This window comes from Leisingera sp. CC-HEC093 (genome assembly GCF_059429195.1).
Genome location: NZ_JCAIJR010000003.1, coordinates 78,548 through 95,109 on the forward strand (window position 1 = coordinate 78,548; position 16,562 = coordinate 95,109).

A 16,562-nucleotide genomic window follows, 5' to 3' on the forward strand; every position below is an offset into this window, starting at 1 on the left:
ACTCCTCCTTTCCGCGAAGGGAACGGGGCCGGAAATTGCCGGCTGTGTTCTCAAACATTCGCATCACAAATCATCCAAAAGCGCGGCGAGGTCCGCATCCATTTCGTCGTCATCCCCGTCATCGTCATCACTGTCATCCCCAAACGACGACAACAAATCGTCCAGATCCCCGAGGCCGTCATCATCCCCGTCATCATCTCCGAAATCCAGATCATCCAGGCCGAGATCGTCCTCATCATCTCCGTCCGAATCCAAGTCCAGATCCAGATCATCGTCATCTCCGCCATCCGCAGGCGGCTTGGGCTTCGGCAGCCCGCGCGGATCCGGCGGCGACGGCTCCGGCGCCGGCAATCCGGTCCAGGGCCCCAGGATCTCATTGCCCTTCAGCGAGTTGAAGGAGGTCAGCCGCACCTCGTCCCGCCCCTTGACCGCGCTCACCGCCATAAAGCCGCGCTCCTGCGCTAGCGCGATCTTGTCCAAATCAACGTTCCGCTCGGTGCAGGGCAGCGCCACTTGGTCGCCGAACTTATCGTTCACATAATGATAGGGCATCCCGCCCAGAGACATAATCTTGCCCAGCTGCAGCGACGGCCCGTTCTCCTTGAACGACCGCGCCAGCAGGATCGCCACCAGCACCACCGGATTGGCCCAAAGCATGCCGCTCAGGCCTTCCGCTTCGGTGAACTCCTCAAAATCGAACTCATAGCAGGGCTCGGTTTTCGCTCCATAAGGGCGGCGCAGCAGAAAGCGCGGGCTGACCAGCCCCAGATGCCCGGCCTCGGCCATGCCCTGCAGGGTGTCCCAGGCCTCTGCCACCAGCTTAGGCCGTTCCGCCTTGGGCGTTTTCAGAAACTCCGGCGACACCGCCGCAAAGAAAGGCGCGTCCACATGTGCCGCCACCCGGGCTATCCGCCCCAACAGCTCCGCATGGGGCGGTGTTTCCTCGAACTGGTACATTCCGATCAGCGCCGAATAGCCGCCGCGCCCGTTTTCTTCGTCCAGCGGCTCCTCCGTCAGCAGCCGCACCAGGCCGGTCTTGGACAGATCGTCCTCAGCCGCCAGATCCGCCGCCAGCTCCTCCGCTGAGATGTCATAGAGCATGACATCCAGCGTATCGTCCGCCTCAATCGAGCGCGCCATCAGATCCAGCGACCGCCACTGCGCCTCAACCGACTGAAACTCAGGGTGATGCAGCACCAGCCGCATGGCATCAGACAGCGCTTCGTCCACCGCCTTCTGCATTGCCGTGACGTCCGGGTCCGGCAGCGCCCGGATATGCGGGCCAACCACCCGCGCCAGCAGCTCCTCCACCGGCGACGCGGCGCGCGGCGTTATTCCGGTGTCCTTGATCAGCTGCTGAAAGGCGCTCAGCCGCTTGTCCGCAGGCACCGCGTTCCCTGCCGATGTCCGCTTCGGCGCCCGCGCCTTGGTGCCGTGTTTCTCTGCCCAAGCCTTCAGCGTGTTTGCAGCATGATCCGCCGTCGCGCCGCTCTGCAGCTGTTTGCGCAAGGCTACCAGCTCGGAAAACAGCTCGACGTTTTCAAACAGTTCATCCGGATGCAGCCCGTCCAAGTCCTCCAGCTTGACCGCAATCCCGGCCCCGTCCTTTCCGATCGGCAGCACCAGCTCGGTGGCGAAGCTTTCGATCACATCCTCGACCGTATCCGGGTCCAAGAGGATCGCCTTGCGCGCAGCCAAGGTGTCGCCGGTCTCCAACTGCCCCTTGGCAGCCCTGCCAGAGAAATCGCCCAATATGGCCAGCCGGAACCGCTTGCGCTCCAGCTTCTGCGCCTCAGGCCGTTCCGCGCCCATGGTGCCATAGGCAAACTCCGGCTCGTCCGAAGCCTCCGCCGCGGCAGCCTCCGGCACCTCGCTGCCTTCGTCCAGATCCCCCAGAAGCGCATCCAGATCATCACCGCCGTCCTCCGCGGCGTCCTCATCTTCACCGCCAAGATCGCCAAGCAAATCGTCCAGATCCATGTCCCCGTCATCTTCTGTCAGGTCACCGGAATCCTCTAATCCGCCCAGCAGCGCATCCAGATCGTCCTCGGCACTCTCCGCATCCGTGGCCTCTTCGGCTTCCGCTTCATCCCCTAGGCCGGCCAGCAGACCGTCCAGATCGCCGTCCTCATCCTCATCAGCCCCCAGATCGCCCAGCAGGTCGTCCAGGTCGGCATCGTCCTCGGCATCCCCGCCGTCCAGCCCGCCCAGCAGCGCGTCCAGATCTTCCTCCGCCGCATCCTCAGTCTCCGCGCCGGCGTCGTCATCCAAACCGCCAAGCAAGGCGTCCAGATCATCGCCGCCGTCATCTTCGGAATCTTCATCTCCAGCCAGCAGCGCATCCAGGCTGAAACTGTCCCCGTCTTCATCCTCCGCGGCATCCAGATCGCCAAGCAGATCGTCCAAACCGCTCTCGTCTTCATCAGCCCCTGCAGCTGGTTCGTCCGCGGCGTCCCCCAAAAGCGCATCCAGTTCGTCCGCAGCCCCGTCATCTTCCGCCAGATCCCCGAGCAGGCTGTCGAGATCGTCGTCCTCCCCGGCCCCCTCTGCGTCATCCGCATCCGCCAAAAGCGAATCGAGGTCCGGATCTGAAACCTCCTCCGGCTCCGCACCGCCGGCATCAGCGGCAAGGCTTTCCAGCACATCAGCGGCCTCGTCTGCCACGCTCGCTTCCGGTTCATCGCTGCCAAGGTCCGCCAGCAGATCATCCAGCCCGCTGTCCCCGGCCTCCGTTTCCTCAGGAGCCTCCAGCGTATCAAGCGCAGCGCTCAGATCCTCTTCGCCAGCATCCTCTTCCGGTTCATCGAGGCTGCCAAGAATATCGTCCAGATCCGTGCCCCCCTCCGGTTCCTCCTCCGGCAGATCATCCGCCAGCCCGGCCAGCACATCCGCAGCGGCATCCGCCGCTTCGGTCTCTTCGGGCGCATCCAGGCTGTCCAGAACGGCGCTCAGGTCTTCGCCCGCCACCTCATCCGCTTCGGGCGCATCCTCCAGCAGGCCGCCCAGCACATCGTCCAGGTCCTCTTCTTCCTCGGCCTCCGGAACGGCTGCCTCTGCAAGGCTTTCCAATGCCGCGCCAGAGCCGTCTTCGTCTTCCGCCGCTTCCGGCTCCAGTTCCGCCAGCCCCTCCAGAATGTCCGAATGATCCGCAGCGTCCGGCTCCTCCACCTCAGCGGCGGCGAGGCTTTCCAGCGCCGCGCCCGCGGCGTCCTCTGCCTCATCTTCGACCTCAACCGAGGCCAGCTCATCCAGAACCGAAGAAGGATCCTCTTCTGCCGCCGCCTCCGGCACATCCAAGGCCGCCAGGCTCTCCAAGGCCGCGCCGGCAGTGTCCTCTTCCGCCGCGTCTTCAACCTCCTGAGCCGCCAGGCTTTCGAGCGCGTCTTCCGCAGCGGTGTCCGCTGCTGCCTCCACCGCGGTATCCGCAAGCGCGTCCAAGACGCCGGAATGGTCTTCTTCCGCGTCATCGCCAATCTCAATAGACGCCAGGCTCTCCAGCGCATCGTCAGCGGTTGTATCAGCGGCCTCCGGCACATCCAGATCCGCCAGCGCATCCAGCACGCCGGAGTGATCCTCCTCAGTGGTTTCCTCGGTCTCCTGCGCTGCCAGCCCGGCAAGCACATCGCCGGAGGTGTCGTCCTCCTCCTCAAGGATTTCCGCCTGCGCCAGCCCTTCCAGAACGGAACCCGTCTGATCGGCCTCTTCCGCTTCCGGAACCTCAGCGCCTGCCAAAGAGGCCAGCGCGTCCCCGGTTTCATCGCCCTGATCTTCCTGCTCCGGCGCGGCGGCGCTCAGGCCTGCCAGCACATCCTTGGACTCGTCGCCTGTGTCCGCCTCCTCAGGCTCGGCCGCCCGCAGATCATCCAGAACGCTGCCAGCAGCATCCCCGGCCCCGGCTTCTTCCGGCAGGTCGGCCTGGGCCAGCCCCTCCAGCACAGCGGCAGAGGCATCTTCCTCAACAGCCTCCGGAACCTCAGACGCCGCCAGCGACGCCAAAGCATCTGCGGCCTCATCCGGCTGGCCTGTATCCTCAGGCGCCGCTGCGCTCAAACCGGCCAGTACATCCGCGGAGGTGTCCTCCGGTTCGTCAGCTTCCGGCGCGGCCTCGCGCAGCGCGCCCAGCACCCCGCCGGCGGCATCTTCAGGCGCTGCATCCGCCGGTGCCTGCGCAGCGAGACCGGCCAGCACATCGCCCGTGGTGTCCTGCTCCTCCTCCGGCAGCTCCAGATCGCGCAACGAATCCAGTGCCGCCGCGCTCTCCGCATCCGCAGCCGGGGCCGATACCGCAGCCAGCAGCGACGGGTCGTTCAGGATCGTCTCGATCAGCGTCTCGGCACCGGTCTTGCCATCCATATAGGCCATCAGATTCTGCAGCTGGGTGCGCGCCTCCAGCAGCGGACGCAGCGCATCAACCCTGGCGGCAATTGCACCGGGCGAGAAGTCCGCCATGCTCTCAAACGTCAGGTCCACCGCCAGATTGCCCTCGCCGGTCAGCGTGTTGGGCACAGAGAAGGCCGCGCGCGGCGCCAACCCCTTCATCCGCTCATCAAAGTTGTCGACGTCGATTTCCAGGAATTTGCGGTCCGCCACTGCGGGCTGTTCGACCCTGGACTTGCCGGCCAGATCGCTCATCACCCCCATGACAAAGGGCAGCTGCACCTTCTTCTCGGCGCCATACAGCTCCACGTCGTATTCGATCTGCACCCTGGGTGCCCGGTTCCTGGCAATGAACTTCTGCGAGCTGTCAGCCATTGCCCTGCCCTTTCAGCTCGGCAATCTCCATCCGGAGCGCCCTGATCTCCTCATGCAGCTCTTTCACATGCGCGTCGACCACATCCGTTTCCGATTTGACCAGGTCCCGCAGCTTTTCAAACTCCGCCTCGGCATCAGCCTCCACCGCCGATTGCATGGTGTTGACCAGAAGACCGATGAACAGGTTCAGCACCGAAAACGCGGTGATCACGATGAACGGCACAAAGAACGACCAGGCCAGCGGAAACTCTTCCATCACCGGGCGCACGATGCCCATCGACCAGCTTTCCAGCGTCATGATCTGGAACAGCGAATAGAGCGACCGGCCCAACGTGCCGAACCATTCGTCAAAGGCGGCGCCGTACATCATCGTCGCCATCACGCCGAAAACATAGAATACGATGGAGATCATCACGATCACCGCGCCCATGCCCGGCAGCGCATCCAGCAGCGCCTGCACCACAGCGCGCATTTGCGGAATAACGGACAGCAGGCGCAGGGCGCGCACCACCCGCAAACCGCGCAGCGCCGACAGTCCCTGGCTGTCCGGGAACAGGCCGAAAGAGACCACGACAAGATCGAAGATATTCCAGGCAGAGGAGAAGAACCGCATCCCGTAGGCAAACAGCTTCAACGCCAGCTCCAGCACAAAGATCGCCAGAACCGCAGTATCGATCACATCCAGCAGCCCGCCCGCATGCGCCCGCACCGCGGCAGAGGTGCCAAGGCCCAGCGTGATGGCGTTAAAGATGATGATGCCCAGAATGGTATTGGTCACCCACCGGCGCTCGACAAATTCGCGGGCCCGGTCCCGAAGCGTATCTGCGGTCTGCGCGCTGCTGTCCACGGTCATTCTCCACCTGGTCTTTCAATTCTGCCGGGCACCGCAGAAGCGCCCGGACCAACTCCAGCCGCCACGGCCGCCGGCCTTAGCGCAACGGGTCCAGCCCGTAGTTGACTTGCAAGTCTTTCATCCAGGTCAGGGCCGACTTGTTCTTGGCGTCCTTAATCTTGCTGTACAGCGTCTGCGCCTTCTTGGTCGCCGATTTCTTGGCCGCGTTGTCACCGGATTTCAGCTTCTTCTCAACTTTCTTCAGCTCTTTCTCCAGTGCCTTGATCTCGGCCTTATAGGCATCCTTCTCGTCCTGCTTAGTCGGCATCACGGAATTCTTGGATCCGTCGGCATTGGTCGAGGCTGTCCCCGGCTGGCCGACAACCTTGCAGTTGATGCCCTTGGCCTTCAGCAGGCGCCAGACCTTGCCGGCATAGGTATCGTAGTCGTACTTGTCACCCGGCGGGGCGATGCCGCCTGCCGCGGTAAAGCAGCCGGACAGCAGAACTGTTCCCTTGAAATCCTTCGACAGGTTCTTTTTCTTATCCTTGTTCCCGGTCAGAAGATCGACGATCTGGTCAGGTGATTTCTTGCCCAGCTTGGTGCCCAGCCAGATACCGTTGATCTTCTCGCGCGAGCCATGGGCACAAAGAGCCACCGTTCCGGTCGTCAGCTCTCCAAAGTCAGCCTCGTCCGTATTCACGGTCTTGGTCTTGTACTTTGCAGCCTGCTTCTTGGCAGCCCCGTTGATTATTTTGTCGCCGCCTTTGAACTTCGCCAGCAGCGCCGCATAAACCTTGTCCTTGGTGACCTTCTTCAGATCCCCATCATGTTTGGCAACCAGCTTGTCCAGCGCCTCTTCAATGATAGAGAGGTTCTTTTTCGTCAGGTTCACCACTACATTGGTTTCATCAGCCAGTTCCGCCTCGAGCTTGGCCCAATCCTTGCGGATCACCTCAGTCTTGTCAAAATTGACAGGCGGCTTACCTTCCTTCGGCGGCGGCAGCATTCCGGTAATGCAAACCGACAGGTGGCCAGACGTGTCAATGCCGCCAACCACGCTCAGTTCCGGGGTGAAGCCCAGATCCTTCACCTGGGAAGAGTTTTGCGCGACCTGCTGAACTTTGGCGCATTTGGCAACCAGAGCCTGCGCCTTTTTCAGCCCGGGCAGTTTGATGCCCTGGGCCTGCATTCCCTTATCCTTGAGGTATTTTCCGATTGCCATCGCCATTTTGGCAATGTCGGCACTGGCAACGTTCTCGCCGCCGCCAGAACCCAGGAAAATCGTCTTGTACTGCGTGGCCATGTCACTTTCCTCCTGGCTGCTTCTGCATTCAATCAATCAAACGCGTAGGTGAACTCTCCGTCCTTTACATCAATGGCGACTTTCTCGACCTCCGCGCCGTCCATCAGGCGGCGCAGGAACTCGTTGGAAATTTCCGGCAGCATGGTGTTGGTGACAATTGCATCGATCATCCGGCCGCCCGAGTCCAGCTCCTGGCAGCGGTTGACGATCTCCTCGACCACTCCATCCGAATATTCGAACGGCACCCCATGCGCCTCCTGCACTCGGCGTTGGATGCGGCCCAGCTGCAGCTTGGTAATCTCGCCGATCATCTCCGGGCTGAGCGGGTAATAGGGGATCGCCACCAGACGCCCCAGCAGGGCCGGCGGGAACACCTTGAGCAGCGGATCGCGCAGCGCTTTCGCCATACCCTCAGGATCCGGCATCAGCTCCGGATCGGAGCACAGGTCCATGATCGTCTCGGTGCCGACATTGGAGGTCAGCAGGATCAGCGTGTTCTTGAAATCGATGATGCGGCCTTCGCCGTCTTCCATCACGCCCTTGTCGAACACCTGAAAGAAGATCTCATGCACATCCGGGTGCGCCTTCTCGACCTCATCCAGCAGCACCACGGAATAGGGCTTGCGCCGCACCGCCTCGGTCAGCACTCCGCCCTCGCCATAGCCGACATAGCCCGGCGGCGCGCCTTTCAGCGAGCTGACGGTATGGGCCTCCTGGTATTCCGACATGTTGATGGTGATGACATTCTGCTCGCCGCCATACAGAACCTCAGCCAGCGCCAGCGCGGTTTCGGTCTTACCAACACCGGAGGTACCGGCCAGCATGAACACCCCGATTGGCTTGTTCGGGTTGTCCAGCCCCGCGCGGCTGGTCTGAATGCGCTTGGCGATCATCTTCATCGCATGGTCCTGGCCGATCACCCGCTGGGCCAGCCGCTCTTCCAGGTTCAGGATGGTCTCGATTTCATCCTTGACCATGCGGCCCACCGGAATGCCGGTCCAGTCGCCCACCACCGAGGCGACGGCCTGATGGTCGACAATCGGCAGGATCAGCGCGCTGTCGCCCTGCAGCGCTTCCAGCTCTGCATTCTTGTCCTTCAGCTCCTGCATCAGCTTGGCGCGTTCTTCATCCGACAACGGGCTATCGGCGGCGCCCTCCGCCGCGTCGTCCCCTGCATCGGCCGGCGCATCCACGGGCGCGGCCCCCTCCCGGAGTTTGGCGCGCAGTTCCAGAATGCCTTCGACCACCGCCTTTTCCTTGTCCCAGCGTTCGGTCAGACCGGCCAGCCGCTCCTCCTCAGCAGCCTTGGCGGCCTCCACCGCCTCGCGCCGGTCAGCAACCTCGTAGCCTGCGGTCTCATCGCGGCCGATAATCTCCAGCTCTGTGGTCAGCGCCTCGATCCGGCGCTGGCTGTCGTCCACCTCGGCCGGCACCGCGTGCTGGCTGACGGCGACACGGGCACAAGCAGTATCCAGCAGGCTCACAGACTTATCCGGCAATTGCCGCGCCGGGATGTAGCGCGCCGACAGGCTGACGGCGGCTTCGATCCCCTCGTCCAGAACCTGCACCCGGTGGTGGTTTTCCAGCATCGACGCGATGCCGCGCATCATCAGGATTGCCTTCTGGATGCCCGGCTCATCAACCTTCACCACCTGGAAGCGGCGGGTCAGCGCCGGATCTTTCTCGATGTATTTCTTGTACTCGGCCCAGGTGGTGGCACCGATGGTGCGCAGCGTCCCGCGCGCCAGTGCCGGTTTCAAGAGGTTGGCCGCATCGCCGGTGCCCGCCGCACCCCCTGCCCCAACCAGCGTGTGGGTCTCATCCACGAACATCACAATCGGCACCGGGCTTGCCTGCACCTCGTCAATAACCTGACGCAGGCGGTTTTCAAACTCGCCCTTCATGCTGGCCCCGGCCTGCAGCAGGCCCACATCCAGCACCATCAGCCGCACGTCCTTGAGGCTGGGCGGCACGTCGCCGCGCGCAATCCGCAGGGCAAAACCCTCGACCACCGCGGTTTTCCCGACACCCGCCTCGCCGGTCAGGATCGGGTTGTTCTGCCGACGGCGCATCAGGATGTCGACAATCTGGCGGATTTCCTCATCCCGGCCCACGATCGGGTCGATCTCGCCATTGCGGGCCTGTTCGGTCAGGTCGGTGCAGAACTGCTCCAGCGCCTCGCCTTTGCCCATCGCACCCGGCGCCATCGACCCGGACGTCTCGCCCGGCTCCGCGCCGCCGCCGGTCACGTTGGAGCCGTCCTGCGCCCCCAGCGTTTCCTCGGGCGAGCCGTCGGTCGCCTCGTTGAAATTGTCAGCCAGATCATCCGCACCGATCTTCGCCAGCTCCGGCGACATGGCCGACAGGATATTGCGCAGCGCCGGCGTCTTCAGCATCCCCAGCAGCAGATGGCCGCTGCGCACCTGGCCCGAGGAATAGAGCAGCGAGCCCCAGACCCAGCCGCGTTCCATCGCATCCATCAGATGATCCGACAGGTCCGAGATCGTCGAGGCCCCGCGCGGCAGCATGTCCAGCGCCCGGGTGAGTTCGGTGGCAATCTTGCCCGCATCCAGATCATAATGCTGGATGATCCGGTGCATATCGCTGTCCTGCTGCGCCAGCAGCTGATGCATCCAATGCACCAGTTCGACATAGGGGTTCCCGCGCATCTTGCAGAACACGGTTGCGCTTTCGACGGCCTGGTACCCCAGCTTGTTCAATTTGCCAAACAGCGCCACGCGGCTGATCTCGGTCATCTCAAATCCCTCCCTCTACTCGCTCTTCAGCCCCGGCGCCTAATCCCGGGTACAGGTATAAATCATTCACGTCCGGCTGGTCGGCATCCGGGTCCGGGCGCGAGCGTACCCAGCTGGTGTGCCCCAGCCGTGTGGTGCCGCCCAAGGATGCCCGCGGCACCTCGTCGCCCGCCAGCACCAGGTTCACGTCCCAGTCCAGGACATCGCCCGCATAGGACCGCACAATCGCCCGCAGCCGGTCCAGTGCTGCGCCGCCCGGCAGCAGCCGCTCGTAGTCTTCCAGTTTCAGCGGTCCGATGCGAATGCGGAACTTGGCAGAGCGGCTCCAGACCTTGTCGCCGATGCTGGTGGTCTGCCCCAGCCCGCCATAGCCCAGCTGCCAGCGGTCATCCGGCTCCAGCTCCAGCCAGCTGCCGACATATTCCTCCAGGGTGACAGGCACCTCGAAAAACGCTGACAGGATCGACACCAGACCCTCGGCATTCTTGGCTCCCTTGGCCAGGTGGCCCGCGAAATGCAGTTTGGCCAGATCCGGCATGTCATCCCGGTCGCTGAATTTGAAACCGTTATAGCCGATCAGCGACGACACTTTGCGCGACATCGGATCATCGGCCCGGTCAAAGCTCACCGCGGGCGAACCTTGCGTCCAAGCCCGATAGAGCAGGCTCATCAGCCGGTGCGTCAGCATGTCGGCAAAGGCCACCATCGTCGGGTCGCGGTGGTTGCGTTTGCGGTCGCGGGCGTATTCGGTCAAATGCAGCGGCAGCGGCCCTTGCGGCCCGAACAGGCCGAAGAACCGGTTGGTCAGCACCGCGGGCTTATCACCCTCGGCCGGCTTGAACGCGGCAATGGTCGAGGGCGGAAACGCCAGCTCCGCCTCCTGCCCCAGCCGCAGCTTGTCCTGGCGCGGACGGCGGCTTTCGCCCAGGCGCGGGGCGTCATCAAAATGCGCCTCCAATACCCTCAGCGCCTGAAAAACGTGGTGCTTTTCAGGCTCAATGGCCAGCCGGCCATACAGGCTCAGATCATCCGGCCAAGGCCCTTTTCCGGTCGCCATCTGGCAATTTCCCCGCGTTTTTCGGTTTTCAGGACTGTCTCAGTGAATGAGTTGATGCTGGCATAACCGCGGAAGAACCGCTCCAGCACGGCCCCCAGCGCATAGATGTTGCTGCCCTCGAAAAAGCTCTCGTCAAAGCCCAGGGTGATCTCCAGCCCGCGCACTGCGGTGGACAGCACCTCATCGCTCATCCGGCGCACGATGGGCCGGGCGGCAACGGACAGGATGCCCTCCAGCTGCTTCTCTGTCACCCGGTCGCCCAAGGGCGCATAAAGCCCGACCAGCTCGCGCAGCGCCTCCGCCGACTGGCCCTTGCCGGTTTCTGCAATCGACGCGTAGTTCAGGCTCAGGTGCGAGATCAGCCGCCAGGCGGTATCGCCCTGCGCCAGGGTGGGGTGCGGACGGGTCGGCGACACCGGCAGCGTCACCTTTTGCACCGGTCCGCCTTCTGGCAGGTGGAACACATCATCATTTCCGGTGGCCAGCAGCATCGGCAGGTCGCGGTTGGTGCACAGCGCATTGACCGCCAGCTGTTCCAGCCCGGCTGAATAAGGCGCCTGCGCCCGGTCCACCAGCGTCAGGAACACCTCCGAACCCAGATAGGAGCTGCGCACCCCGCGCAGGCGTTCCTTCTCAGAGCGCTGCCGCATCCGCCGCTTGACGGTGTAATAGGCCGGGTGGCTTTCACCCGCGGCAGTGAAATCATTGGCGGAATAGAACGGGCGGAATACCACGTCATCCTCACCCTCGCCGCTGATGCCGGTCACGCTCTGCAGCCCGTATATCTCGAAATCAAGGCCCGCGGTGCGGTTCGGGATCACATGATGCTCGGTATCAATCGGCGCGATCCGCACCCGGTCGCAGCGTTTCTCAAACAGGTTCACGGCGGGCACCGCGTTCAGCTTGAACACCTCCGGCACCACGATCGGCGCAATCTCCGGCATCCCCTCGCGCAGCAGGATATAAAGATCGACCTCATTGCCCTCAGATTTCTGCAAGCCCGCCTGCAGCCCCTGCAGCTCGACAAAGCGGAACCGCTCCGGCATCGCAAAATATTCCTGCAGCAAGCGGTAGCCGTCATAAACCCTGCGCGGCATCGGCAGCAGCGCTTCCTCCGGGCTGAACCCCTTTTGCACCACCTTGGCGCCGCGCAACGGCAGCTGCCAGTCCGCCCGCCGGTCGGTGGAGCGTGCAACGATCCCCTGCACCTGGGTGCAGAGCAGCTCCAAAAGCGGCCAGCTGTTGCCCGCCTCGCTGGTCAGGTACAGCGTCAGCTTGTCCATCTCCAGCTTACTGATCGGGTCACCGTCGATCCGCTTGATCCGCAGCCGGATGCCTGCGCGGGCGTCGTACCCGGTGGCAACACCCGCCGCCACCAGCTCGCCGCGGCCGTCGATATACTGCGCTTCGGTGATCTGGATCGGCCACATGGCCAGATCGGCAGAGGTGCGGAACTCGCAAGGCGTCTGCTCGCCCTCAGTCAGCCGCGACCGCAGGGTGGAACCGCGCTTCAGCACATAGCCGCTTTTCACCGCGGAATTCGCCACATCCGGCTCGAACGCCGCAATCATCATCGACGGCGTCGGTGCCAGGTAATGCGGATAGATGATTTCCAGCAGGTTAGAGGTGAAGTTCGGGTACTGCAGCTCCAGCTCCAGCTGCACCCGCGCGGTCAGGAAGGCCGCACCTTCCAGCAACCGCTCCACGTAGGGGTCAAGAACTTCGACCCCCTCCATGCCCAGCCGCGCCGCAATCTTGGGATAAGCGGCAGCAAACTCCGCGCCCATGTCGCGCAGGTAATTCAGCTCATTCTCGTAATGGGTCAGCAGCCGTGTATCCATCACATGGCCCTTTCCATTTGCACTTCGCCGGTGGTCAGATCGACCTTGCTGCGCAGATACAGCTCCAGCGGCATCGGCTGCGCCCACATGTCGGCGCGGATTTCCAGACCCACCGTCATCTCGGTGGCATCGGTGCCATCCTGCAGCCGCACATCGACAGAGCCTTCGATGATCCGCGGCTCATAGGTGGCAATCGCCTGCTTGATCGACCGGCGGATCGCCTCGGCCTTCTCGGTGGTCGAGGCCTCCCCCGCCACTTCGATCAGACCGTAATTCAGCACCGAGGCCGAGACCGACGGGTATTTCTCTGCATCGAAATGACTCTCGACATTCTGGGTGTTCAGCAGCCAGGACAGATCGCGCTGAATGATTTCCCGCAGCCGCACCAGGTCAATCACCCGGCTTTCGCGGGTTTCCTTCAGATCGCCAGGCGCATTGTCGGTCAGCCGGTCCAGCAGCGAAGGCTGCAGGCGCTCGGCCAGTGTCTTGTCAGCCATTCTCTTCGCCGTGCCCGTCCATCCGGAGTGTGCGCACGTCCATGATGGCAATATCCTCATCGCCGATTGCCAGCAGCCGCTGGCCCAGACCGGTATAGGTTTCCCCGCCAGCGTCCTGCCACACCGTTGCCCGCGCCAGCATCGACAGACCATCGGCCTTTTCGCTGCCGGGATAACGGGTCGGGATCATCGCCGCCACTTCGCCGCCGCCCGCCAGGGTCAGCGTGCCGGCGGTCCAGACCGCATCGCGCAGGTCGCTCGGCTCCTCCGCCTCGAACGAGACGATCTTGGAAAACGGCAGCCAGTAATACTTGCCGTTCACAACCGCTTCCAGCACCGGCCCCAGACGCATGTCGGCATCGGCGATCCACTCGAACCGCTTGCCGTTCACCTCGCCGGGGCTGGCAGGTGCTGCATCAAACGCCTTGGCGCGCAGCTCCGCGGCTTCCTTCGGGTTGCCGGCTGCCAGCAGCTTCTGCGCTTCGATCAGATGCGCCAGCCACTCCTCCGGCTCGCCCAGGATCAGCGGCGACTTCTCACCGGCAAACACCTTCTCGCGGTAGACCTCGCAGATGATCGCCTCACGGTAGGCCTGCGCCATAACCGTGGCGCCTTCATCCAGCCCCGCGGCCGCCTTCAGCTGGGCAATTGCCCGGTTCCAGTCGCCCAGAACGCACAGCAGCTGGAACAGGAAAACCCGCAGCTTGGCATTGCTCGCGTCCGCCCGGATCTTGGCCTGCAGCGCCTCCAGCGCCGCCTTGGGATCACCAGCTTTCAGATGCTCTTCGGGTGTCATGGGGCTCTACTCCGCAACGGGGATGAATGCTGCAAATACGTCAGAAAAAACGGACCCCGGGCGGCAATACGCCCGGGGCCAGTCAAATGGTTTACTCGACCTTGCCGGTCTGCACGTTCCACTTGAAGGTGCCTTCAGTGGTGAGTTTACCGGTTTTCTGGTTGGTCGACTTGTACTCATGCTCCAGCGAAGCATAGGCCAGCGACCAGGTTTCTTCCGGGATGCCGTCTTCGCTGGCAGAGATGGAATAGCTGTCAACCACCACATCCTTGAACTTCCAGATCGAATAGACCAGCAGGCCCTGGCTGGCGCTGTCGCCGGAGCGGCACCAATGCATGATGATTTCCGGGCGCACGGTGCCGTTGGCAACCGACAGAGCCAGGTCATTGGACGCTTTGCCCATCTGCGAGGTCAGCTCAACCTTGCCGAAATTGGAGTTCGCATGCATCCGCTGGGTCGAACCCAGATCGGTCATCTCAACTGCGCGTTCCACGTTCCAGCTTGCCGACTGGACAACGATCCATTTCTTGTGCTGCTCCTCGGTTGCATCGCCTTCGATGTCCGAAATTTGCACGAACATATTTGCAGCCATTTTTCTATCCTTTCAAAATTTAAGATCTCTACTGCACTATGAGTGTTGAGGCCGGGAGTGGGTAATCAGCCTCCTTTTTCCGAGGGCAGTTTCGATACCAGCCGCAGCGAGACGGAAAGCCCCTCAAGCTGGTAATGCGGGCGCAGGAAGAATTTTGAGGTGTAATACCCCGGGTTGCCCTCGACCTCTTCCACAACCACTTCGGCTGCGGCCAGAGGTTTGCGCGCCTTCTCGTTCTCCGAGGAGATATCCGCGTTGAAATCAACATAGTTGTTGATCCAGTCCTGCAGCCAGGATTCCATGTCCTGACGGCTTTTGAACGAGCCGACTTTGTCCCGCACCATGCACTTGAGATAGTGCGCGAACCGGCAGGTGGCGAACAGATACGGCAGCCGCGCGCCCAGGTTGGCGTTGGCGGTGGCGTCCGGATCGTCGTACTCGGCCGGCTTGTGCAGCGACTGCGCGCCCATAAAGGTCGCAACGTCGGTGTTCTTGCGGTGGATCAGCGGCATCATGCCGTTCTTCGCCAGTTCCGCCTCGCGCCGGTCGTCGATGGCAATTTCGGTCGGGCATTTCTGATCGACGCCGCCATCGGTGGTCGGGAAGGTGTGGCTCGGCAGGTTCTCCAGCGTGCCGCCGCTTTCCACCCCGCGGATGCGCGAGCACCAGCCGTACATCTTGAACGAGCGGGTGATGTTCACCGCCATGCCATAGGCGGCGTTGACCCAGCCGTATTTCTCGCTGCCGGCACCTGCGGTGTCTTCTTCAAAGGCGAACTCTTCAACCGGATCGGTCTTGGAGCCATAGGGCAGACGGCCCAGGAAGCGCGGCATCGCGAGACCCACGTATTTCGCATCCTCGCTGTCCCGCAGGGAGCGCCAGGCGGCATATTCCGGGGTCTGGAAGATCTTGGTCAGATCGCGCGGGTTCGACAGTTCCGCCCAGCTGTCCATCTGGAACAGGGTCGGCTTGGCGCCGGTGATCAGCGGCGCATGCGCAGCTGCGGCGATCTTGGACATCTCACCCAGCAGTTCGATGTCCGGCGGAGAATGGTCGAAATGGTAGTCGGCCACCAGCGAGCCGTAGGGCTCGCCGCCCAGCTGGCTGAATTCCTCGGTATAGATCTTCTTGAAGATCGGCGACTGGTCCCATGCCGTGCCCTTGAACTTCTTCAGGGTCTTCGACATCTCCTTCTTGGTGATCGGCATCACCCGGATTTTCAGCTGCTCATCGGTCTCGGTGTTGTTGACCAGATAATGCAGGCCCCGCCAGGCGCTTTCCAGTTGCTGGAATTCCTCGTTGTGCAGGATCAGGTTGACCTGTTCGGTCAGCTTCTTGTCAATCTCCGCCACGATGCTCTCGATCGAACGCAGCGCGTCATCGGAAATCAGCGCAGAGTTTGCCAGCGCCTGTTCGGCCAGGGTCTTGACCGCGCTTTCCACGGCTGTCTTGGCCTGGTCCGACTTGGGGCGGAATTCCTTCTGCAGCAAGTTTGCGAATTCGGCAGAGCCAAAGGCGGCTTCACCGGCAGCGGCTTCCGCCTGGAGTTCTTCTTCAGCCATCTTTGTCCTCCGCTCTTATTCTTCGCTGTCGGCTTCGTTGCCGGGTTTCGGCTGCGCCGCCAGGGTTTTCAGCAGGCTCGGGTCCTGGATGATCTTAGAGATCAGATCCTCGGCGCCGGTCTTGCCGTCCATGTAGGTCATCAGGTTCGACAACTGGGTGCGCGCCTCCAAAAGCTCGCGCAGCGGCTCCACCTTGGCGGCAATCGCTGCGGGCTGGAAATCGTCCATGCTCTCGAACGTGATGTCGACCGCCAGGTTGCCCTCGCCGGTCAGCGTGTTGGGCACGGTGAAGGCGGCGCGCGGCGCCATCGACTTCATCCGGTCATCGAAGTTGTCCACGTCGATTTCCAGGAACTTGCGGTCCGCCACCGCGGGCTGCTCCACTTCGGATTTGCCCACCAGGTCGCTCATTACGCCCATCACAAACGGCAGCTGCACCTTCTTCTCGGCGCCATACAGCTCCACGTCGTATTCGATCTGGACCCTTGGTGCCCGGTTGCGGGCAATGAATTTCTGTGAACTTCCGGCCATCTAGGTCTCCTTACTCGTCTTGCTTTCACGGGCTCCTCAG

11 protein-coding genes and 1 pseudogene are annotated in these 16,562 nt (G+C 62.6%); all 12 read right to left on the reverse strand.

What is annotated here, in order from left to right; all coding sequences use genetic code 11:
- Positions 1–63 precede the first annotated feature (63 nt).
- The 12 genes and pseudogenes from AC5STB_RS21120 to tssB (AC5STB_RS21175) all read right to left on the reverse strand — a co-directional run bounded on the left by AC5STB_RS21120 (position 64) and on the right by tssB (AC5STB_RS21175) (position 16,522).
- On the reverse strand, positions 64–1,980 hold the full coding sequence (locus tag AC5STB_RS21120) for a type VI secretion system contractile sheath domain-containing protein (protein WP_495444863.1): 1,917 nt from the start codon (positions 1,978–1,980) through the stop codon (positions 64–66).
- A 2,274-nt stretch (positions 1,981–4,254) separates the two neighbouring features.
- Positions 4,255–4,752, reverse strand: a pseudogene (gene tssB / locus AC5STB_RS21125) (type VI secretion system contractile sheath small subunit); the annotation flags it as partial.
- Entirely contained in the window at positions 4,745–5,605 is an 861-nt protein-coding gene (locus tag AC5STB_RS21130; protein WP_495444832.1) for an ion transporter, read from the reverse strand. The pseudogene tssB (AC5STB_RS21125) and the gene AC5STB_RS21130, both read right to left, overlap by 8 nt.
- Before the next feature lie 76 nt (positions 5,606–5,681).
- Positions 5,682–6,890, reverse strand: a complete 1,209-nt coding sequence (locus tag AC5STB_RS21135) for a hypothetical protein (protein WP_495444833.1) — start codon at positions 6,888–6,890, stop codon at positions 5,682–5,684.
- 32 nt (positions 6,891–6,922) lie between these two features.
- Positions 6,923–9,646 (reverse strand): type VI secretion system ATPase TssH, encoded by a 2,724-nt coding sequence (gene tssH, locus AC5STB_RS21140; protein ID WP_495444834.1) that lies wholly within the window; start codon positions 9,644–9,646, stop codon positions 6,923–6,925.
- 1 nt (position 9,647) lies between these two features.
- On the reverse strand, positions 9,648–10,703 hold the full coding sequence (gene tssG, locus AC5STB_RS21145; protein ID WP_495444835.1) for a type VI secretion system baseplate subunit TssG: 1,056 nt from the start codon (positions 10,701–10,703) through the stop codon (positions 9,648–9,650).
- Entirely contained in the window at positions 10,667–12,544 is a 1,878-nt protein-coding gene (gene tssF / locus AC5STB_RS21150; protein WP_495444836.1) for a type VI secretion system baseplate subunit TssF, read from the reverse strand. Before tssF ends, tssG begins: the two co-directional genes overlap by 37 nt.
- The gene (gene tssE / locus AC5STB_RS21155) at positions 12,544–13,041 is read right to left on the reverse strand and encodes a type VI secretion system baseplate subunit TssE (protein WP_495444837.1); all 498 of its coding nucleotides are present in this window, start codon (positions 13,039–13,041) and stop codon (positions 12,544–12,546) included. Before tssE ends, tssF begins: the two co-directional genes overlap by 1 nt.
- Positions 13,034–13,837, reverse strand: a complete 804-nt coding sequence (locus AC5STB_RS21160; RefSeq protein ID WP_495444838.1) for a type VI secretion system accessory protein TagJ — start codon at positions 13,835–13,837, stop codon at positions 13,034–13,036. Before AC5STB_RS21160 ends, tssE begins: the two co-directional genes overlap by 8 nt.
- A 91-nt stretch (positions 13,838–13,928) precedes the next feature.
- Positions 13,929–14,429, reverse strand: a complete 501-nt coding sequence (locus AC5STB_RS21165) for an Hcp family type VI secretion system effector (protein ID WP_495444839.1) — start codon at positions 14,427–14,429, stop codon at positions 13,929–13,931.
- Positions 14,430–14,494: 65 nt separating this feature from the next.
- Positions 14,495–15,991, reverse strand: coding sequence for a type VI secretion system contractile sheath large subunit (gene tssC / locus AC5STB_RS21170; RefSeq protein ID WP_495444840.1), 1,497 nt, complete (start codon positions 15,989–15,991; stop codon positions 14,495–14,497).
- Between the two features lie 15 nt (positions 15,992–16,006).
- On the reverse strand, positions 16,007–16,522 hold the full coding sequence (gene tssB / locus AC5STB_RS21175; protein ID WP_222480161.1) for a type VI secretion system contractile sheath small subunit: 516 nt from the start codon (positions 16,520–16,522) through the stop codon (positions 16,007–16,009).
- Between the last annotated feature and the right edge of the window lie 40 nt (positions 16,523–16,562).

Bases quoted from the DNA above. Each gene is read 5' to 3' on its own strand.
- AC5STB_RS21120 (WP_495444863.1), bottom strand. From the start codon at position 1,980: ATGGATCTGGACGATTTGCTTGGCGATCTTGGCGGTGAAGATGAGGAC.
- AC5STB_RS21130 (WP_495444832.1), bottom strand. From the start codon at position 5,605: ATGACCGTGGACAGCAGCGCGCAGACCGCAGATACGCTTCGGGACCGG.
- AC5STB_RS21135 (WP_495444833.1), bottom strand. From the start codon at position 6,890: ATGGCCACGCAGTACAAGACGATTTTCCTGGGTTCTGGCGGCGGCGAG.
- tssH (WP_495444834.1), bottom strand. From the start codon at position 9,646: ATGACCGAGATCAGCCGCGTGGCGCTGTTTGGCAAATTGAACAAGCTG.
- tssG (WP_495444835.1), bottom strand. From the start codon at position 10,703: ATGGCGACCGGAAAAGGGCCTTGGCCGGATGATCTGAGCCTGTATGGC.
- tssF (WP_495444836.1), bottom strand. From the start codon at position 12,544: ATGGATACACGGCTGCTGACCCATTACGAGAATGAGCTGAATTACCTG.
- tssE (WP_495444837.1), bottom strand. From the start codon at position 13,041: ATGGCTGACAAGACACTGGCCGAGCGCCTGCAGCCTTCGCTGCTGGAC.
- AC5STB_RS21160 (WP_495444838.1), bottom strand. From the start codon at position 13,837: ATGACACCCGAAGAGCATCTGAAAGCTGGTGATCCCAAGGCGGCGCTG.
- AC5STB_RS21165 (WP_495444839.1), bottom strand. From the start codon at position 14,429: ATGGCTGCAAATATGTTCGTGCAAATTTCGGACATCGAAGGCGATGCA.
- tssC (WP_495444840.1), bottom strand. From the start codon at position 15,991: ATGGCTGAAGAAGAACTCCAGGCGGAAGCCGCTGCCGGTGAAGCCGCC.
- tssB (WP_222480161.1), bottom strand. From the start codon at position 16,522: ATGGCCGGAAGTTCACAGAAATTCATTGCCCGCAACCGGGCACCAAGG.